Source organism: Pseudoduganella sp. SL102, from assembly GCF_027856995.1.
Classification (GTDB): Bacteria; Pseudomonadota; Gammaproteobacteria; order Burkholderiales; family Burkholderiaceae_D; genus Rugamonas; species Rugamonas albidiflava.
The window spans coordinates 2,831,451-2,851,478 of the sequence record NZ_CP115554.1; the positions used below are offsets into that span (position 1 = coordinate 2,831,451).

Annotated in this window: 15 protein-coding genes and 1 riboswitch; of the genes, 9 read left to right on the top strand and 6 right to left on the bottom strand. The window is 66.8% G+C overall.

Going from position 1 to position 20,028, the window contains the following annotated elements; genetic code table 11:
* Nucleotides 1-298 precede the first annotated feature (298 nt).
* Entirely contained in the window at nucleotides 299-1,051 is a 753-nt protein-coding gene (locus tag OU994_RS12100; RefSeq protein WP_281610942.1) for a carbonic anhydrase, read from the top strand.
* A gap of 6 nt (nucleotides 1,052-1,057) precedes the next feature.
* Here OU994_RS12100 and OU994_RS12105 read toward each other — a convergent pair whose 3' ends face one another.
* Nucleotides 1,058-3,343, bottom strand: a complete 2,286-nt coding sequence (locus OU994_RS12105; protein ID WP_281610943.1) for a TonB-dependent siderophore receptor — start codon at nucleotides 3,341-3,343, stop codon at nucleotides 1,058-1,060.
* Nucleotides 3,344-3,589: 246 nt separating this feature from the next.
* Here OU994_RS12105 and cynS point away from each other — a divergent pair, with 246 nt between their 5' ends.
* Nucleotides 3,590-4,033 carry a cyanase gene (gene cynS, locus OU994_RS12110; protein ID WP_131146671.1) on the top strand — a complete coding sequence of 148 codons (444 nt, stop codon included), beginning with the start codon at nucleotides 3,590-3,592 and terminating at the stop codon, nucleotides 4,031-4,033.
* A 108-nt stretch (nucleotides 4,034-4,141) separates the two neighbouring features.
* Here the strand turns inward: cynS and OU994_RS12115 are convergent, their stop codons facing one another.
* The 4 genes from OU994_RS12115 to OU994_RS12130 form a co-directional block, all read right to left on the bottom strand.
* Nucleotides 4,142-5,008, bottom strand: a complete 867-nt coding sequence (locus OU994_RS12115; protein WP_281608467.1) for an IS3 family transposase — start codon at nucleotides 5,006-5,008, stop codon at nucleotides 4,142-4,144.
* Nucleotides 5,005-5,352: a transposase gene (locus OU994_RS12120; RefSeq protein ID WP_281610944.1), complete on the bottom strand. Its 348-nt coding sequence runs from the start codon at nucleotides 5,350-5,352 to the stop codon at nucleotides 5,005-5,007. Before OU994_RS12120 ends, OU994_RS12115 begins: the two co-directional genes overlap by 4 nt.
* A 57-nt stretch (nucleotides 5,353-5,409) precedes the next feature.
* Nucleotides 5,410-6,426, bottom strand: coding sequence for an IS110 family transposase (locus tag OU994_RS12125; protein WP_281610945.1), 1,017 nt, complete (start codon nucleotides 6,424-6,426; stop codon nucleotides 5,410-5,412).
* A 303-nt stretch (nucleotides 6,427-6,729) separates the two neighbouring features.
* Nucleotides 6,730-8,859: an EAL domain-containing protein gene (locus OU994_RS12130; protein ID WP_281610946.1), complete on the bottom strand. Its 2,130-nt coding sequence runs from the start codon at nucleotides 8,857-8,859 to the stop codon at nucleotides 6,730-6,732.
* A gap of 318 nt (nucleotides 8,860-9,177) precedes the next feature.
* Between OU994_RS12130 and OU994_RS12135 the strand changes: the two genes are divergently transcribed.
* From OU994_RS12135 to OU994_RS12165, 7 genes are all read left to right on the top strand, one after another.
* Nucleotides 9,178-9,918, top strand: coding sequence for an ABC transporter ATP-binding protein (locus OU994_RS12135; protein ID WP_373922585.1), 741 nt, complete (start codon nucleotides 9,178-9,180; stop codon nucleotides 9,916-9,918).
* Nucleotides 9,915-11,393 (top strand): DUF3526 domain-containing protein, encoded by a 1,479-nt coding sequence (locus OU994_RS12140; protein WP_281610947.1) that lies wholly within the window; start codon nucleotides 9,915-9,917, stop codon nucleotides 11,391-11,393. Before OU994_RS12135 ends, OU994_RS12140 begins: the two co-directional genes overlap by 4 nt.
* Nucleotides 11,390-12,751 carry a DUF3526 domain-containing protein gene (locus tag OU994_RS12145; RefSeq protein ID WP_281610948.1) on the top strand — a complete coding sequence of 454 codons (1,362 nt, stop codon included), beginning with the start codon at nucleotides 11,390-11,392 and terminating at the stop codon, nucleotides 12,749-12,751. Before OU994_RS12140 ends, OU994_RS12145 begins: the two co-directional genes overlap by 4 nt.
* A gap of 25 nt (nucleotides 12,752-12,776) precedes the next feature.
* Nucleotides 12,777-13,001, top strand: a riboswitch (cobalamin riboswitch).
* Nucleotides 13,002-13,076: 75 nt separating this feature from the next.
* Complete coding sequence (locus OU994_RS12150) at nucleotides 13,077-17,468, top strand: cobaltochelatase subunit CobN (RefSeq protein WP_281610949.1); 4,392 nt, start codon at nucleotides 13,077-13,079, stop codon at nucleotides 17,466-17,468.
* Nucleotides 17,465-17,956, top strand: coding sequence for a MotA/TolQ/ExbB proton channel family protein (locus OU994_RS12155; protein ID WP_281610950.1), 492 nt, complete (start codon nucleotides 17,465-17,467; stop codon nucleotides 17,954-17,956). Before OU994_RS12150 ends, OU994_RS12155 begins: the two co-directional genes overlap by 4 nt.
* Complete coding sequence (locus OU994_RS12160) at nucleotides 17,953-18,282, top strand: DUF2149 domain-containing protein (protein WP_131146665.1); 330 nt, start codon at nucleotides 17,953-17,955, stop codon at nucleotides 18,280-18,282. Before OU994_RS12155 ends, OU994_RS12160 begins: the two co-directional genes overlap by 4 nt.
* A gap of 162 nt (nucleotides 18,283-18,444) precedes the next feature.
* Nucleotides 18,445-18,630, top strand: coding sequence for a hypothetical protein (locus OU994_RS12165; RefSeq protein WP_131146664.1), 186 nt, complete (start codon nucleotides 18,445-18,447; stop codon nucleotides 18,628-18,630).
* Nucleotides 18,631-19,046: 416 nt separating this feature from the next.
* Here OU994_RS12165 and OU994_RS12170 read toward each other — a convergent pair whose 3' ends face one another.
* Nucleotides 19,047-19,985: a 2OG-Fe(II) oxygenase gene (locus OU994_RS12170; protein ID WP_281610951.1), complete on the bottom strand. Its 939-nt coding sequence runs from the start codon at nucleotides 19,983-19,985 to the stop codon at nucleotides 19,047-19,049.
* Between the last annotated feature and the right edge of the window lie 43 nt (nucleotides 19,986-20,028).

The following is a 20,028-nucleotide window of genomic DNA, read 5'->3' on the forward strand; positions in this document are numbered from 1 at the left end:
GCCGCCCTCCCGACACCTGCCGTATCTTCTCCCGTGACTCTGCCGCAGGTTCCCGCCACCGTAAATTGTATACAATATCCGCATGCAATTTCTTGCGTGTTCGCGCGGACCGGCTGGCGCCTGCTTGCCGGAACCGCGCCATCCGCCGGCGGCCAGGCATCCCAAACGGGGCAGGGCAGCACAGTGCGATGACGGGTGGCCATCGCCACTTTCCCGGTATCGCCCGATATGTCCGCCATCCCTGGACACCCCATGCCCGAACCGGCAAGCAGGCATCATCCACTGAACGAGGACTCCGATGAAATCGAGAATGAAGCTGGCGATAGCGTCATGCGCGGCATTGGCCGTCACCGCAAGTGCGGCGGCGGCTGGCAGCAGCGCCCATTGGGAATACCAGGGAAAGGCCGGCGCCGCGCACTGGGGCGAGCTGGCGCCGGAATTCGCCGCCTGCCAGCAGGGCAAGGCGCAATCGCCGATCGATATCCGCACGTCCAGGACGGGCACGTCGGCACCGATCGGCTTCGGCTACCGCGCCAGCAGCGCAGAGATCGTCAATAACGGCCATACCGTGCAGGTCGACCTGGCCGACGGCGGCAACATCGACGTCGCCGGTGCGAGTTACCGGCTGGTGCAGTTCCACTTCCACACGCCGAGCGAGGAAGCCGTCAACAGCCGGCGCTATCCGCTGGTCGCGCACCTGGTGCACAAGAGCGACGCGGGCGAGCTGGCCGTGGTGGCCGTCCTGTTCCGGCAGGGCAGGGAGAACGCCGCGCTGGCATCCGTGTTCGCCGGCATGCCGGCGACGGCGGGCGAGAAGCGCGCGGCGGGCGCCGGGTTCGATCCCACTTCGCTGCTGCCCACGCGGCGCGGCTACTACGGCTACACGGGTTCGTTGACGACGCCGCCGTGCAGCGAAGGCGTGCGCTGGCACATCCTGAAGCAGCCGGTGGAAGTCTCGGCCGCGCAGCTCGCGGCGTTCCGCAAGCTGTACCGGATGAACGCCCGCCCCGTGCAGCCGCTGAACGGCCGCGTGGTGCTGGTCAACCCTTAGAACGGGTCAGAACACGGCCCGCAGCGTCGCCGATGCGGTGCGCGGGTCGGCGTAGTGCAGGCCTTGATAGAACCCCACGCGGTTGTAGTACGTCTTGTCGAACAGGTTGTTCACGTTGACGCTGGCCGTGAAGTGGTCGTTGATGCGGTAGCTGGCCATCAGGCTGGCCAGCCAGATCGAACCCTGCGAGATGCGTGACGGCGCCGTGATCGGCGCGCCCTTGGCGTTGTAGGAACCGGTCGGCTGCTGCGCGGTGCTCCACAGGCTGCTTTGCCAGTTCACGCCGCCGCCGACCGAATAGCGCCGCTCGGCGCCGAAGCGGTAGCTGGTGAACACCTTCAGCATATTGCGCGGCACCACGGTGCTGAGCGGGTTGCCGCGCGCATCGCGCGAGCGCGTGTGGCTGTAGCCGGCGGACAGGTTCCAGTCGCGCAGGACCTGGCCGGCGACTTCGGCCTCGAAGCCATCCACCCTGGTGCCCTTGCCGGTCGAGCGGTAGGCTTGCACGGCGCCGGGCAGCGAGTTCGGCGGCACGCTGTCGTCGATCTCGCCCACGTTGTCCTTCTCGCTGCGGAACACGGCCGCCGAGAAGTTCACGCGCCGGTCGAACAGTTCGGCCTTGATGCCCGCTTCGATGTTGTTGCCGTCCACCGGATCGAGCAGGTCGTTGTTCCGGTCGCGCAGGTTCTGCGGCTGGAAGATGCTGGTGTACGCGGTGTAGACGGTCCACTGTTCGTCCAGGTCGTAGAGCAGGCCGACGTACGGCGTGTTCACGGAACCCAGCGTGTAGCCGGTGGTGCTGGCCACGGTGCCGTCGGCGTTGAAGTTGCGCGTGGTGGTCTGGTAGTCGCCGTGGCGGATACCGATCACCGCTTTCAGGTCGTCGGCCAGGTTCAGGCGCGTGGCCACGAACATGGCCTTCTGGTCGACGCTGCCGATGCTGGCGGGAACCGCTTCGACCGTGGCCGGGAACTGCGGCACGTCGCCTGTCCAGGTCTGCCAGTTCGGGATCTGGTCGTAGCCGGCCGGCATCGCGCCGAGCGTGACGCGCTGCGAGACCATCCCGCGGTCCGCCTTGCCCCAGCCGAACACCACGTCGTGGCGGCGGCCGAACAGGTTGAACTTGCCGTCCACGTTCACTTCCAGCACGTCCATCGTTTCGTCGACGGGGAAGCGGTTGTAGGCGACAGTGATGCCGCTGCCGTCGGCGCGCGGGTAGCCGCCATAGCCGAAGTACAGGCTGCCGTCCTGCACGCGGTCGGCCTTGGTCCAGCCGGCGCGCAGGCGCCAGTCGGCGCTGATGCGGTGTTCCAGCGTGGCGAAGGTCTTCTTCTCGTCCATGTTCCACGAGCTCCACGGCGTGGACAGGTTCAGGTCGGACGGCAGGTTGGCCAGCGAACCGTCGGCGTTCCAGTAAGGCACGGTGCCCCACGTGGAGCCGCGCGGATCGGATTTCTGCCGCTCGTAGCCCACCGCGACCGTGGTGGCCGGCCCCAGGTCCGCTTCGAGGATGCCGTACAGCGCGCCGAGGTCCTGCTCATACATGGGCCGGAACGACCCGGCCTTCTGCTTCGCGGTGACGAAGCGCCCGCGCAGCTTGCCGTCGAACGCCAGCGGCCCGCCGACATCCAGTTCGGCGCGGCGCAGGTCGTAGCTGCCGATGCGCAGCGCGCCGCTGGCCTGGAACTCGCGGGTCGGCCGCTTGCGCACCTGGTTGATGGTGGCCGAAGGATCGCCGGCGCCGGTGGTCAGCCCGGTGGCGCCGCGCACCACTTCGATGCGGTCGTACACCACGTTGTCGCCATTCGCCTTCAGCGAGCTGCCGAACAGGTTCAGCATGCCATCGACCTGGAAGTTGTTGACCGCATAGCCGCGCGCGTTGTACGTGATGCGTTCGGTGTCGTTGTAGTTCACGTAGATGCCCGTCACCTGCTGCATCGTTTCGGCCAGCGTCTGCAGGCCTTGCTCCTCCATGCGCTCGCGCGTGACGATCGACAGCGATTGCGGCGTTTCGCGCGGCGCCAGGTCCAGGCGCGTGCCGCTGGCCAGCGGGCCGGTCGTCGTGTAGGAGCCGCTGTGTTCGGTGGTGGCATCCTGCTTCGCCGTCACGGCGATTTCCGCCATCGTGGCCGGTGGCGCCTCGGTGGCTGCTGTTGTCACTGCTGTCGTGGTCTCCGTCGCGGTGGTATGAGCCTGCGCGGGCCACGTGGGCAGGATGCCGAGGACGGCGGCGGCGGTGGCGCGCAGCGTCAGGTGGGCAAGGCGGCGGGTGGTGGCTGAAGGGTGGTTCATGTCGATAGGGTTATTGGAAGTGGATGACACGGTGCATGTTTTCTGGCAACAATTGAAAATGATAACACGAATGATTCGCATTTATGATGCGACACATGCCGTGCCGTCCCGTGGCGGAGACTTTCACGCCTATCGCGCTGGAGCGGCGAGCCCCGGCATGCCTGTGGCACGTTTCGTGCTGGTAAGCAGGATGCGATGGCGCGCGCCGCCATCGCATCCTGCTTACCCATCACTGAAAGGACCGCCATGCAACGAACCGACGTCACCGAAATGATCATGACCGCCAAGATCCGCAAGGACATCAAATGGTGCGACGTGGCGGCCCAGGTCGGGCTGTCGAAGGAATGGGTGACGGCCGGCTGCCTGGGCCAGATGACGTTCGACGCGCGCCAGGCGGCCATCGTCGGCGAGGTGTTCGGCCTGCCGGAAGAGGCGGTGCTGCTGCTGCAGCAGGTGCCGTACCGCGGCTCGCTGCCGACGGCCGTGCCGACCGACCCGCTGATCTACCGCTTCTATGAACTGGTCAGCGTCTACGGCACCACGTTCAAGGCGCTGATCCACGAGGAATTTGGCGACGGCATCATGTCGGCGATCGACTTCCGCATGGACATGCAGCGCGAGCCCGATCCGGCCGGCGACCGGGTCAGCATCACGATGTCCGGCAAGTTCCTGCCTTACAAGACCTATTGACGGCAATGCAGTTAAGTTAAGCGTTACCCGATACATCGAAAGCGCATGCATCCACCCCAGAGCGAAGGGCTGGGGTCAGATTGAGATGTCCCGGGTTACGTAGACGCTTCAATTAAGCATCTGATGCTGTTTTTCGATTTCGATCGGGCTGCGGTACCCCAGCGTTTGATGGGGCCGCCGCAGATTGTAGTACAGCTCGATGTAGTCGGATATTTGAGTGATCGCTTCGGCCCGTGTCGTAAAGATGATGTGGCGGGTTTTTTCGTTCTTCACCGTGGAGAAAAAGCTCTCCGCCACAGCGTTGTCATGACAGTTTCCACGTCGGCTCATACTTGGGATTAAGTCGTTCGTCTCGAGTACGTTCCGATACTCCTTTGAGCCATAAACTGAGCCTTGATCGGTATGGCATATTAGTCCTGGTGCCGGCCGGCGCTGCACGATCGCCATCTGGAGCGCGGCAATCGGCAGCATTGCATCTTGACGAGGGCTCATGGCCCAGCCAACGATCCGGCGAGCAAACAGGTCAAGAACAATGGCCAGATGTAGCCAGCCTTCGCGGGTGTGGATGGTAGTGATGTCACTGACCCATGCCTTGTTCGGTAAGGGCACGGTGAAAACTCGGTCGAGCAAGTTAGGGGCCGGTGGCTCTGTGTGCTGATGGGCACGCATGACGCGAAACTTTGCCTTGCGCAGTGCCTCAATGCCCTCAAGTTTGCGTAATCGCGCAACGCGATGCTTGCCACACTCTACGCCATCGCTGTTCAGTTGGTGCCACGTCTTCACCGCTCCCAAAGCCTGGTGACTCGAGTCGTGCAGGCACCGAATTTTCTCACGTAGTGAGAGATCCTCCTGGCTACGTCGGCTAGGTGGCCGGCGGCGCCAGGCATAAAAGCCGCTGCGACTAATCTCCAGCACGCGGCACAGCGCTTTCACAGGGAAGTGATTGCGGAGTTCTTCAATGGCGGCGTACTTCACTGCTTCTGTCGCTTCAAGTACGCGTCGAACTTTTTTAGGATGGCCAGCTCCTCCTGGGCGCGAGCCAACTGATGCTTTAATTGCACGATCTCACTTTCTTCACTCGCCGACTTACGCCCTCGCGAACTGAAGCTGGCCTCCGGCCCCTTTTGCTCTAGGGCCTTGGCCCATTTATAGAGCTGATTGCGCCTGACGCCCAGCTCCAGTGCCAGCGCTTCCGCCGTCTGTTTGCCATCGTTAAGACGAGCAACAGCGGCAAGCTTGAATTGTTTGGTGTAAACAGAACGACGCTGCCGTTCGGCGGCAGCATCTTCAGATGGGGATTTTTCTGGCTTGGTTGTCATGGATTCCTCTGAGACGTATTGTCTCTTGTTTAGGATGTCCACGAAACCCGGTACACCTCAGATACCGTCTTGTTTTGCAAGGCCCGAATTCAAAAAATTCGGGTCGAATGGCTTGCCAGAGCAAACCACGCCGTAAATCAGATGAACCAGCTTGCGCATGACGGCGCCGGTGACGGCCTTGGGAGCCATGCCATTGGCGCTCAGGCGCTCGGCAAAGGTCTTCAGCAAGGTGTTGTACCGCTTGGCGACCATGCCAGGCATGTACAGTGCACTACGCAGATCATTGTTGCCGATCTTGCTCATGCTTGTCCGACCGCGCACTGATGTTCCAGAGCTTTTTTGCTTTGGACTGACTCCAATAAATGCCGCAAGTGCCTTGGCCGATCCGAAGCGCCTAATGTCACCAATGTGGCCCAGGACCTTAGCTATCGTAGTGCTGCCAATGCCTGGAATACTGCGCATCAGATCGGCGTCATGTTTCAGGCCAGGATGCCTGTCGATGTGATCGTCGATCTCCTTTTCCAGCTCGGTGATCTTTTGATCGAGCCATTTTACGTGCTCATCGACGTTTTTCACCAAGTCGGCCTGACCGGCAAAATCATGAGCTTCCATCCGGTTCTTTTCCTGTTGCCTGATGTCCTTGAGCGCAAGCAGCCGATCGCTCAAACCCTTGAGTTCACGCTGTTCCTTTCGAGGTGGCACCCAAACTGGTGGCCTCTTCGCAGCACAGAATCGGGCGATCAGCCCGGCGTCAATTTGATCGTTTTTGTTGCGGATGTTTTCGGACTGCCCAAAACCTTTGATGCAGCCTGGATTGATGACGCTCACCATGATGCCCGCATCGTGCAACCACAGAGCAAGCGGCTCGCTATAGACACCGGTCGCTTCCAGACACACGTGAGCGCTGTCTGGAGAGACCTTCTGCTTGACCAACCATTGAACCAGTTCCTGGTAACCCTCCGGCGTATTGCTGAGCGTCTTCGATTTCGCTTTGCCACTGACCAGCAGAACAATATCGAGCTTCTTCTTACTCACATCAACGCCAACTACCGGGGTTACTGCCATTTCCATCATTTCCTCTCTCGTATGCGGGCTTAGCGTAAGAACGCCGTCCCAAGATACCGTACGGACTTCAATGAAAAAACAGGCAAGGCCACCTATCTGACCCACAGGCTCGAAGCCTTAATCCCGAGCGGTGTGACCTTGCCTGGCCGGAACTGCAGCGGAAGTATCCACTGAATTGTCGGTATGCTCAAGATACGAGACCAGCCGGGTCTGACCCCGGAATTTGCATTTGGGGTGGGCTCAATTAAGTCGCATTACCTACTGACGGGTCGTGCACCAGCGCGGTGCGGATGCCCGCCCCTGGCGCAGGCCTTACTGCGCGGTGGCGCGGGCGTCCAGTTCCTCGACCCGGTGCTCGGCGGCCACCGGCCGCCCGAACAGGTAGCCCTGGAAATGCGAACAGCCTTCCACCTGCAGCTGCCGGAACTGTTCCTCCGTCTCGACCCCCTCGGCGGTGATCTCGATCAGCAGGCTGCTGGACAGGCCGGTGATGGCGCGGATGATGGCCATCGCCTCGCGGCTTTCGCCCATGTCGCGCACGAAGGACTTGTCGATCTTGATCTTGTCGAACGGGAAGGAGCGCAGGTAGCTCAGCGACGAATAGCCGGTGCCGAAATCATCCAGCGAGATGCGCACGCCCAGGTCCTTCAGGGCTTGCAGCGTGCGGATATTGCCTTCGGTATTGGCCAGCAGCACGGACTCGGTGATTTCCAGCTCCAGCCGCCGCGCCGGCAAGCCGGCATCCTCGAGCGCCAGCGCGACCGCCTTCACCAGTTCGCTGTTCTTGAACTGCACGGGCGACAGGTTCACCGCCACGGTCGCGCCATTGGTCCACGTCGCCGCTTCCTGGCAGGCCAGGTTCAGCGCCCGCGCGCCCAGTTCGTGGATCAATCCCGTTTCCTCGGCAAGCGGGATGAATTCCATCGGCGGCACCTGGCCCTTCACGGGATGCTGCCAGCGGATCAGCGCCTCGTAGCCGGAAATGCGGCAGCCTTCCTTTTCGATGATCGGCTGGTAGTGCATCTGCAGCTCGCCCCGGTGCAGCGCGCGGCGCAGGTCGATTTCCATCTGCCGCCGCACGCGCGAGGCGGCCTCCAGGTCGGGGTGGAACAGTTCGTAGCGGTTGCGGCCATTGCGCTTGGCTTCGTACAGCGCCATGTCGCCGAAGCGCAGCAGCTGTTCGGCGCTGCTGCCTTCCTGCGACGACACCGCGATGCCGATCGACAGGCCGACGGTGAAACTGTGGCCGTCGATCGCGAAGGGCGGCGCCACGGCGTCGATCAGCCGCCGCGCCGCGTGCTGCGCCTCGTCGACCCGCCGCACGCGCGGCAGCACCACGGCGAATTCGTCGCCGCCCAGGCGCGCCAGCGTATCGTGTTCGCGCAGGCATTTCTTCAGGCGGCCGGCCAGCATCAGCAGGATCTTGTCGCCGAAGCCGTGCCCGAAGGCGTCGTTGATGTTCTTGAAGTTGTCCAGGTCCAGGCACAGGATGGCCGCGTGGGTGCCGTCCTCGTTGCTGTCGCGGATCGCCGCTTCCAGGCGCTGGTGGAAGAAGGTGCGGTTGGGCAGGTTGGTGAGGCCGTCGTGCTGCGCCATGTGGTGGATCTGCGCATAGGCCGCCAGTTCATCGGTGACGTCCTCGGTGATGACGAGCAGGTAGTCGCCACTGCCATCGGGCCGGCTGCCCAGCGCCGTGCGGCTGCGCAGCGTGCGCGGGCCGAGCGGTGTCTGCACCAGGCTGTCGTCGGACGGCGCATGGCCGTCGGGCGGCATCGCGGCCAGGCGCTCGATGTACTCCGCCACCTCCGCGCCGAGGCAATCGCGTACCAGGCGGCCCTTGATGTCGGCGCCATCGGTGGCGAACAAGTGGCGCGCATGGCCGTTGGCCAGCAGGATTTCATGGCGGTTCGCGCCCGCGCCGTCATCGCCCTTTGCACCGGTGGCCAGTGCCAGCACGCTGTCCGGCATGTTCGAGATCACCGAATCGAGGAAGTGCGACACCGTCGCCATCTGCTGGCTGTACTGCTCGGCCAGTTCCTTGGCTTCGACCAGTCTCAGCTGCTGCTGGTGCCGTTCGGTGATGTCGCGCGTGATCTTGGCGAAGCCGACCAGCTTGCCGTCGTCGTCATGGATGGCGTCGATCACCACGTTGGTCCAGAACCGCGTGCCATCCTTGCGCAGGCGCCAGCCTTCGGCCTCGAAGCGCGATTCGGCGCGGGCCGTGGCCAGCGCCTTCTGCGGCAGCCCCGCCGCGCGGTCCGCTTCGCTGTAGAACACGGCGAAGTTGCGGCCCACGATCTCGTCCGCCCGGTAACCCTTGGCGCGCTCGGCGCCGGCATTCCAGTTGACGACATTGCCGTCGGTATCGAGCAGGTAGATCGCGTAGTCGACCACGCTCTGCACCAGCAGGCGGTAGATCAGATCGGAAGATGGGGCAGTCATCGCGTTCACATGAAGGAGTACATGAGGGAGTACATGAGGAAGTACATGAGTGAGTACATGAGTGAGTACGTGAGGAAGAACAGGCGCGGCCGGCGGCGTGAACGGCACCGGACCGGGCCTGTCCAGTGCAGGCAGACTATACCTTAGTTAATGCTATCAGGAAACAACCAGTTGTCCTCGACAGTTGCAAATTTGCCTGAACAGATTGGCAACGAGAATGATAATGAATTATCATCTTGAGCGATCATCGTGAATGATCGACCGGGTCTTGTCGCCGATGCATCGTCGGTCCCCCTCCGCAATCGAAAGGAACATCGTTTGAATATCGCAAGCATCCACGGCGGCGGCCACGTGCTCGACGCCACGGCGGTCGTCGCAGGCTATGGCGGCAAAACCATCCTGCAGCGGCTCGACCTGCACATCCGCGCCGGCGAAATCTATGCGCTGCTCGGCGCCAACGGCGCCGGCAAGACCACGACACTGAGCCTGTTCCTGGGGTTCGTCACGCCGAGCGCCGGGCGGGTGCGGGTGCACGGCATCGATCCGGTCACGCAACCGGATGAAGCGCGGCGCCACCTGGCCTACATCCCGGAGAACGTGGCGCTGTACGAACACCTCACCGCGCGCGAGAACGTGGCTTACCTGCTCGACCTGGCGGGGCAGGGCGGCGATCCCGGCGCGATCGACGCGGCGCTGGCGGCGGCCGGGCTGGCGGCGGCGGCGTACGACCGCCGCGTGGCGGGCTTTTCAAAGGGCATGCGGCAGAAGGTGGCGATCGCCCTGGCGCTGGCCCGGCGGGTGCCGGCGCTGCTGCTGGACGAGCCCACCTCGGGCCTGGACCCGCAGGCCACGGCCGAGTTCAACCGCCTGCTGGGCGTGCTGCGCGAACAGGGCGTGGCCGTGCTGATGGTGACGCACGACCTGCTCAGCGCCGCCGACGTGGCCGACCGCATCGGCTTCCTCGACGCCGGCTGCCTGCTCGAAGAAGTGGGCGCGGCCGGTGCCGACCGCTTCGACGTGCGCGCGCTGCACCGCCGCTACGGCGGCCAGGCGGCATGAGCGCCGTGCTGGGCGCCGCAACCGGCGCGGCCACGGTTGCGACCCGGAACGTCATCGCACGCATCGCACGCGAGGAATGGCGCGCATTGTTCCGCGACCGGGCCGCGGTGGCCGGCATCGCGCTGCTGACGGTCCTGATGCTGGTGGCGGCGCTGACCGCGCACGAGCACCGGCGCGCGGCCGATGCGGAGCGCGCCCGCTACCAGGCGCAGGCCAACGATGAATTCGAGGCCCAGCCGGACCGGCACCCGCACCGCATGGTGCATTACGGGCACTTCGTGTTCCGGCCCGTCAATCCGCTGGCCGCGTTCGATCCGGGTATCGACGGCTTCACGGGCAACACGCTGTTCCTCGAAGGGCACCGGCAGAACAGCGCCAATTTCGGCGACGTGCGGCAAACCTCGCTGCTGCTGCGCTTCGGGCAGCTGACGCCGGCGTTCGTGCTGCAGGTGCTGGCGCCGCTGCTGCTGGTGTTCTTCGGGCATGCGGCCGTGGCGCGCGAACGCGAGTCGGGCACCTTGCGCGTGCTGCTCGCGCAGGGCGTGCGCAGCCGGCAACTGGTGCTGGGCAAGCTGCTGGCGCTGGGCGGATTCGCCGGGCTGGTGCTGCTGCCCGCGCTGGCCGCGCTGGTCTGGTTCGCGCTGGACGGCCACGCGCCCTGGCCGCTGGCCGTGGCGCTGGCCGCCGGCTACACCGGCTGGCTGCTGCTGTGGGTCCTCGGCGTGGTGCTGGTGTCGATGTGCGTGGCGCGCGGGCGCGATGCGCTGCTGGTGCTGCTGACGGCATGGGCCGTGATCGTGATCCTGCTGCCGCGCTGGGTGCCCGACATGGCCAACCACGCGGTGGCGCTGCCGACCCGTTTCGAGGACGCCATCCACGTGCAGCGCGAATACCTGGCGCTGGGCGATTCGCACAACCCGAACGATCCGGCATTCACCTCCTTCCGCGACAGGCTGCTGAAGCAATATGGCGTGACGCGCATCGAAGACCTGCCGGTCAACTTCAAGGGCCTGGTGGGCATGGAAGGGGAGCGCAAGTCGAGCGAGCTGTTCGACCGCTACGCCGCGGCCGCGTTCGACCGGCAGGAACGGCAGGGCGAGATCATCGATGCCTTCGGCTGGGCCAGCCCGGCGCTGGCGCTGCGGCGCCTGTCGATGGCGGCGGCCGGGACCGACCTGGCCAGCTACCGTTCGTTCCTGGAGCAGGGCGAGCGCTATCGCTACGCGCTGATCCAGGGCCTGAACCGCATCCAGGTGGAGCGGCTGGCCTATGCCGACGACATCGACCGGAGCAAGGATAACCGCGTGTCGCGAGACCATTGGCGGGAGTTCCCGGAATTCCAGTATGAAGCGGCGCCGGTGGCCACCACGCTGCGGCGCGTGGCTCCGGCGGCCGGCGTGCTGGCCCTGTGGCTGGCCGCACTGGGCACGCTGGCCTGGGTGCTGGCGGGCCGGCTGGGGAGGATCGCGCGATGAACTGGCTTGCCCACGAAATGCGGCTGGTGCTGCGCTCGCGGCTGTCCGCCTGCGCCTTGCTGCTGCTGTTGCTGCTGTCCGCGCTGGCTGTCTGGTCGGGCATGCGGGAAGTCGAACGCCAGCGGCAGACCATCGCCCGCCTGGCGCCGCTGCATGAACAGGACGTGGCCGCGCTGGCGGCGCGCTACCCGGACAGCAAGGATGCCGGCAATCCGGCCTACTACACGTTCTACAACACATGGGATCCGCCATCGGCCGCGGCGTTCCTGGCGCTGGGCCTGCGCGACGTGGCGCCGTACGTCCTGCGCATCCGCGCGCTGGGATTGCAGGCCCAGCTCTACGAAGGCGAGACGTTCAATCCGGAAGTGGCGCTGCCGGGCCGCTTCGACTTCGCCTTCGTGCTGATCTACCTGGCGCCGCTGTTCGCGATCGCGCTGCTGCACGACCTGGTGTCGGGCGAGCGGCAGACGGGCCGGCTGCGGCTCCTGCTGGCGATGCCCGACGCGGGGCGGCTGTGGCGGCGCCGCGCCGGCTTGCGCTATGCGTTGCTGTTCGCCTGCCTGGCCGCGCCGGCGTGCGTGGGCGCGGCATTGTCCGGCACCGGCATCGTGGCGACCGGCATCGTGCTGGCGGTGACGGCGGCCTGCCTGGCCTTCTGGACCGGCCTGTCGCTGCTGGTCGCCTCGCTGCACTGGCGCTCCGTGACCAACGCCACCGTGCTGATGGGAGCCTGGGCCGTGCTCACGCTGGTGCTGCCGGCACTGGCCAACGTGGCGCTGATCCGGGCGATCCCCGTGCACCAGGGCGTCGACCTGATGCTGGCCCAGCGTCAGGTCGTGCATGGCGCCTGGGAACTGCCGCGCGAAGAAACCATGCGCAAGTTCGTTGCCAGCCATCCGGAATGGAAGGACCACACCGCCGTACCGGGCAGGTTCCACTGGAAGTGGTACTTCGCCTTCCACCAGGTGGGCGACGAGAGCGTGGCCGGCGCGGCGCGCGACTATCGCGGCGGACTGCTGGCGCGGCAGGCATGGACGGGCCGGCTCGGCTGGCTGCTGCCGGGCGTGGGCGCGCAGGCCGTGCTGCACCGGCTCGCCGGCACGGACCTGCCGGCGCAACTGGCGTACCAGGACGCGATCGCGGCGTTCCACCGGCAGATCCGCACGTTCTACTATCCCTACCTGTTCAACGACCGCCCGTTCGGCACGGCCGATTTCGCCAGGCAGCCCGGGTTCGTGCCGCGCGTGCCGGACGGGATGCCCGGCCGGGATGGCCTGGCCGCCCTGCTTGCCCTGTTCGTGCTGGCGGGGGCCGTGCAGCTGGCGGGCCTGTGGCGGCTGGGCCGCTTGCGGATGTGACAAAGCGGCAGCCTTGCATGTAGAATCCGGCGCTTGAGCAAACGGTGCCTTCCTGCCAGCCGGCCGGAGGGTGAAACGGGAAGCCGGTGACGCGCGGGATGACCATCCTCCGCCAGTCCGGCGCAGCCCCCGCTGCTGTAAGCCTGACGAACCGGCGCCACCGCCACTGTGTCGAGACACGACACGGGAAGGCACGCACCGGCCAGAATGACGGCAAGCCAGAAGACCGGCCGTTTGCAATGATGTGCCGGATCCCGGGGTGTGGGCCGGCCTGTTGCGTATTCATGGCCGGCCCTCGCGGGCACGGCCGGACCGGTCGGATCAATTGAGCATTTCCCCACTCGTGCGCGCCCTGGCCGCGCTGCTGTGCATCCTGGCCTGCGCGCGCGGCCAGGCCGCCGTGCTGTTCGGCATCGTCACCGAGCGCGCCGCGCCCGTCGCGATCGAGGCGGCGCACCGCCACCTGGCCCTGCATCCGCAAGACCGTATCGACTTGCGCACCCCGGCGCAATGGATGGCGCTGGGCGAGCGCGACATGGCGCGGCTGGTCGGCGGCGCCGATACCATCCTGGCCGTGTCGCTGTTCGGCGATCCGGCCCACCGCCTGAAGACCGCGCTGGCCCGCCATGCGAAACCGCGCACGGCGGTGCTGGCCTTCAACGGCGAGGCCAGCCTCAGCCTGATGACCCGCGATGGCCATGGCGCGCTGCGCGATTTCCCTGCCGATACGCTGCGCGACCTGTCGGCGGAAAAACCGTCGCCCGCCGCGCTGCGGGCCGCGCAGGCGCATCCTGCCGCACCGCATTGGCTGGCCGCGCGCCGGCTTTGGCAGGCCGGCGGTGTCGGCAATACCGCGGCGCTGTTCGGCCACCGGCTGCACCCGGCCACGCCGCTGGCCAGCGCACAGGCGGAACCGACGCTGCGCGTGCGCGTGGGCCGGCGCGAACTGGCCGACGCGGCAGCCTGGGGCCATGGCGCGCAGCTGGGCTTGACGGCACGGCCGGCCGTGGTGGTGCTGGACCTGTCGAACATGGATGCGGCCGTGCCGGCCGCCGTGTGCGCGCGCATCGAGGCCGGCGGCCAGCCGTGCGTGCAGGTGCTCACGCGCTGGGGCGGCGCGTCGCGCGAGGCGCTGGAACGCCTGCCCGAGCTGGTTGCGCCGGCCCGGCCGGCGGCACTGGTGGTGCTGCAGGATTTCGTGGTCGGCGCGGCCGAGGGGCGCGAAGCCGTCGCCGAAGCGCTGAAGCGCCTCGATATTCCCGTGTTCAAGGGGATCCGGCTGTCCGACCGCACGGCGCTGCAGTGGCGCCTGTCGCCGGACGGCCTGCCGCCCGATTCGGTGCAGTACCGCGTGGCGCTGCCGGAATTGCAGGGCATCGGCCAGCCGATCGTGGTGGCCGCCCTGGGCCAGGCGCAGCGCGACCGGCTGACCGGCATCGAGAACCGTCCGCCGGTCATGCTCGATGCCGAGGCGGCGCGGCTGGCGGCGCGCGTCAACCGCTGGCTGGCGCTGCGCGACAAGCCGAACCGCGACAAGCGCGTGGCGCTGATCTACTACAACCACCCGCCGGGCCGCCAGAACATCGGCGCCGACAACCTGGACGTGCCGGCTTCGCTGTTCGACATGCTCCATGCGCTGAAGGACGCCGGCTATACGGTGGGCGAGCTGCCCGCGTCGCCCGAGGCGCTGCTCGACCGGATCATGGCGCAGGGCGTCAACCTGCCGGAAGACCGCGGCGCGCTGCGCGAGCTGGCTGGCACGGTGAACACCGTGAGCGCGGCGGACTATGCGGCATGGTTCGCCACCCTGTCGCCGCGGGTGCAGCGTGAGATGACCAGCGGCCTGCTGGGCCGCCTGCATGCGGACGTACTGGACGCGGAGAAGGCCGGCGAATGGCTGCTGGGCCGCAAGCAGGTCGACGTGATCGTCAAGGAATTGCAGCATCTCGTGGAAGGCGCCGATCACCCGCGGCGCGAGGCGGCGATGCGCGACCTCGAAGCGCTGGGCGAGGGTTACCGCGCCTGCCTCGACGTGCGGGCGGCGCGCCGCTGCGCCGGGCTGGATGCACTCAACCGCAAGGTCGCCGGCTATGGCATCGAGGGCCTGAAAGGGTGGGGCGCCGCGCCCGGCAGGATCATGGTCGACCAGGGCCGGATGCTGGTGCCGGGCCTGGTGTTCGGCAATGTGTTCATCGGCCCGCAGCCGCCGCGCGGCTGGGAAGTGGACGAGGAACTGCTGCATGCGAACACCAGCATCACGCCGCCGCACCAGTACCTCGGCTTCTATCACTGGGTGCGCGACCGTTTCAGGGCCGACGCCCTGGTGCACGTGGGGCGCCATTCCACCTATGAATTCCTGCCCGGGAAAGCGGTCGGCCTGGCCAGCGACGATTACCCGAGCCTGATCGCCGGCGACCTGCCAGGCATCTACCCGTACATCGTCGACGGGGTCGGCGAAGGCACGCAGGCCAAGCGGCGCGGGCTGGCCGTGATCGTCGACCACCTGACGCCGCCACTGGCCAGCACGCCGCTGTACGACGACCTGCTGGCGCTGCGCCAGGTGGTGGAAAGCTACGAGGCGGCCAGCTCGGAATCGCTGAAGATGCAGGCGGCGCGCCTGATGCGCGAACGCGTGGTGGCGCTGAACCTGAAGGCGGAGCTGGAAGCGTCGATGGCGGACGTGCTGGCCGTGCGCGGCATCGGCTACGACGCGGCCGACGACGACCTGCTGGCCCACGAGATCGGCCACTATCTCACCAAGCTTCAGGAAAAGTTCATGCCGCATGGCCTGCACATCTTCGGCCGGCCCTGGAAGCAGGCGTCGATCGACCTGATGCTGGCGTCGATGAGGAAGGGCGGCATCGACGGGCGGGAAGTCCCCGCGGAAGTGGCCGCGAACCTGGTCGAGTCGCCGCGCCTGGAAATGCAGGCGCTGCTGGCGGGGCTGGATGGCCGCTACATCGAGCCGGGCAAGGGCAACGATCCGCTGCGCTCCCCGGAGGCGCTGCCGACGGGGCGCAATTTCCATGCGGTCGATGGCGATATCCTGCCCACGAAGCTGGGCTACCAGCTGGGTGCCGACCTGGCCGGCAAGGCGATCGTCCGGGGCGGCAAGAACGCGACAGCCGGCAGCGAAGGCATCATCCTGTGGGCGTCCGACGCGGTCCGCGACGAAGGCGTGATGGTGGCGTTCGCGCTGGCCATGATGGGCGCGGAACCGGTGTGGAATGCGCGCGGCATCGTCACCGACGTGCGCCTCAGGCCGGGAGCGCCGCGCCGCGATGCGCTGGTGACGACGTCCGGCCTGTTCCGCGACCTGTACCCGAACCTGATCCGGCTGATCGACCGCGCCGGGCGGCTGGCGCTGGCGGCATCGGCCGGCACGCTGGCGGCCGAGGACCCGTCGCTGCGGCCGGCGCTGGAAGCCGCGCTGGCGCCGATGAACGGCGTGGCCTGGGGCGACGAGCCCGTGGCCGGCAACCGCGTGGCCGCCGAGTGGCTGGTGCGGCAGCGGGCGCTGGTGCGCGCCGGCCAGCCCGTGGCCGAGGCGGGCAGGGGTGCCGCGCAGCGCGTGTTCGGCGATGCACCGGGCGCCTACGGCACCGGCGTGAATCGCCTGACCGAGCGTTCCGGCGCGTGGCGCGAGCGCGACGAGATCGGCGCCGCCTACCGCAACCGGATGGGCCACGCGTATGGCCTCGACGGCAGCGGCGAAGCGGAGCATGCGGCGTTCAATGCGGCGCTGGACGGCATCGCCCGCACCTACCACGGCCGCGCCAGCAACCTGTATGGCCTGCTCGATAACAACGACGCGTTCGATTACCTGGGCGGCCTGTCGCTGGCGGTCGAGGGCCGCACCGGCCGCGTGCCCGAGGCGCTGATCCTGCAGCATGCGCAGCCGGGCCGCGCCGATGTCGAGCCCTTGGCGGCCGCGCTGCTGGGCGAGCTGCGCGGCCGCTTCCTGAATCCGGCCTGGCTCAAGCCGCTGATGGGGCATGGCTATGCGGGGGCGCGCACGATGGGCCAGGAATTCCTGGAAAACCTGTGGGGCTGGCAGGTGACGCGGCCCGACCTGGTGAAGGACTGGGCGTGGGACGAAGTGAAGTCGGTGTATTTCGACGACAGGCATGGCCTGGGCCTGCCGCAATTCCTCGGCCAGCGCCACAACGCACACGTCAAGGCGCATATGCTGGCGATCTTCATGGTCGCCGCGGAAAAGGGGTTCTGGAAAACCGATCCCGCCACGCTGCGGCGGATGGGCGGCGAACTGGCGCGGCTGGTGGCCGCCAACGGCCTGCCCGGCAGCGGCCACGCCGCGCCGGACCATCCGATGTGGGACTGGCTGGCGCCGCAGCTGGACGGCGCCGATGCGCGGGCGCTCGGCGTCACCCTGGCCAAGGCACGGGGCGACCTGCCGCCCGCCGCCAGCGAGAGCGACGGTCGAGCCCCTGTCCCGGTGCCTGCGACCGGAACGCGGGCGCTTGCCGGGGCACGGGCCGGACAGCATGCGCCGCCCGCGCAAGCCGACGGCGCCGTCGCGGCTGCCGCCGAGCCCGCGCCGCGCGCCTATGAACTGCATGAACCCGCCGATGCAGCGGAGCCGCCCGGTATCACCGTGGTCTGGCTGCTGGCACTGCTGGCCGCCGTGCTGTCGCTGTTTGCGGCGGGCATGTGGCGCGGCCGCGCCGTACCTCAACCTTCAAGGAGCCTTACATGATCGATCCCCATTCCCTCGGCTGGCTGCATGACGCGGTCAGCTGGCTGCTGGTGCCGTCGCTGGCGGCGCTGCTGCTGGCCTGCGCCATCGCGGTGGTTGAAGCAGGCATCGCCGCCGGCGAACGCTTTCATGGTTTGCGGCGCCTGCGCGACAGCGGCAATGTGGCGCAAGTGCAGGCGATAGCCCGCCATCGCCTGGAGCGCGCCGACCTGCTGGCGCGGATTCCGCCGATGCTGGGCCTGATGGCCACCATCATTCCGCTGGGCCCCGGCCTGGCCGCGCTGGGCGCCGGCGATCCGGCGCAGCTGGCCAGCGCGGTCACCGTGGCGTTCGATGCCACCGTGCTGGGACTGGTGGCCGGCATCGGCGGCCTGGTGATCGGCAAGCTGCGCCGCCGCTGGTATGAGGAAACGCTGGAAGCGATGGAAGACGCGCTGGAGAAGGATGCGGAGAAGGATGCGGAGAAGGTCGCGGAGAAGGCGGCATGAGCGCCAAACCCGCACGCCGGCGCCTGCGCCTGTATTCCCATCTCGATGCGCGCTTCGATGGCGGCGACGAAGACCCGCGCGCCAGTCTCGTCAACCTGGTCGACGTGATGCTGGTCTTCGCCTGTGGCCTGATCGCCGCCATCGCCGGCAGCCAGGGGCAGTTCAAGGCGCCGCGGCCGGTGGAGAAAGGCCGGCAGATCGAACGGCCCGCGGCCGGCATCACGCAGGGCGGCAGCGGCTACGACCGGGTTGGCGAAGTGTACCGGGATCCGAAGACGGGCAAGCTGGTGCTGGTCGAGCCGGGCCGGCAAGCCGGCAAGCCGTGATGTTTCTACCACGGCCGGAAAAGTCCGGCTTCGCTTGGTGAAGCCGCGCACAGTTCGCGCCTTCCGTGCACGGCATACTTGGAACCGCTGGGACATATCATTACAGGGCCGCCCGCCTTGCCGGGGCGGTACACATCCAATTGCTGATACCGGGGAGGCAACATGATCGGCGCGGAACTGTCGAGTTTGAAAACGGTGCAGTACAAGGGCTACGAAATCTGCATGGGCTCGGTCTACAAGGATGGCGAGCCGTTATTCCATTACTACGTGCCGCTGGGGATGAACGACGGCGGCGTCGAGCAGGGCAAGCGCATCATCGACCAGATCGGCCAGGAAGAGACCGAGTAACCGGCCGCGTTGGGACCGCATGACAACGCCCGGCGGCGCCGGCCGGCGCCGCCATCATTCAACCGGTTCAACACCGGTTCGACGTCTTTGCCTGAACTGCTTCTACTCTGCCTGACCCTGCCTGAACCTAATGCCGCTCAGATAAGCCCACCCCAAGTGCAAATTCCGGGGTCAGGGGGAATACTGGCTCGCAGGCCAGTACCGCTACGTCGGCAAGGAGCGATGCTCCTTGAAACCCCGACTACGCCCCGGCGGGGTGAAGCAGGGGTTTCGCGAAGCATGCTTCGCGCCTGCGAAACGGCCCTGGCATGCATGCCAGGGCTTCTTCCTGACCCCAGCCCTTCGCTGTTGGGGTGAATGCATGCGCTTCCAACGTATCGGGTAACGCTTAACTTAGCGGTATCTCTGCCCGAACCCTACTTGAACACGCCCTGCCGTACCCACTTGGTGGCCACCCATTTTTCACCGCGGGTTACCGGCGCGCCACCGTGCAGGCTCGCCTCGTCGAGCTGTCCCGCTTCGTTGACATATTCGAAATACACGGCCGAGCCCTTGCGCGGCACGATCGACAGGCCGAGCTTCGGGAAGATCGTGTCGCCTGATTCTTCCACGTCGTTCAGGTAGATGATCAGCGTGGCCACGCGCTGGCCGCCGCGGCGCAGTGTGGCGGCGAAGCCGGGATTGGCCGGGTCGAAATAGTCGTGGTGAGGCTTGTACTCGGCGCCTACGCCGTAGTGCAGCACGTGCAGCGCTTCGCCATGCGACACCGGCTGGTTCATGACCTCGGCGATGCGCCGGTTCAGGCGCCGCAGCAGCGGCTCGTCGGCATCGTCGAGGAAGGCGCCCAGGCTGGTGCGGTGGTCCTTGACCTGGTTCTCGCCCGTGGTGGGGCTCAGCGTGGCGGAAGGCTGCAGGCGGGCACGCGCCAGCGCCACCACGGCATCGCATTCCTCGGCCGAGAACACGTCGTCCAGCACGGCCACCACCGGCTGCTCGATGCGCATCGCCACGCGCACCATGCGGTCGCTGGTGGCGATCAGGTTGTTATGGTGGCCGATCGTCGGCGTGCCATAGCGGTACGGGCCCGCCGCTGCGCCCGCCGGCTGCGCGCGCTGCGCCTGGCGTTCCTGCACGGTCCGTTCCGCATAGCCGGCATCGTAGTTCGCGGCCACCATCGCGGCCACGATGTCTTGCGTGCGGCAACCCTTCTCCAGGCTGGCGTCGAGCCAGCGCTCCCATTCCTCGGACATGCGCGTGTACTTGTTCATGGCCACGAAGTATACCCAAACCGGCGCGCCTTCCGGGGCAGTGGTGCGAAATTCGCGGCTCCATGCGGCCGGTTGCGCAAATTGCAAGCCCGATGTGCTACTGTGCGCGAGGGGATGCGTCGGCGTGATT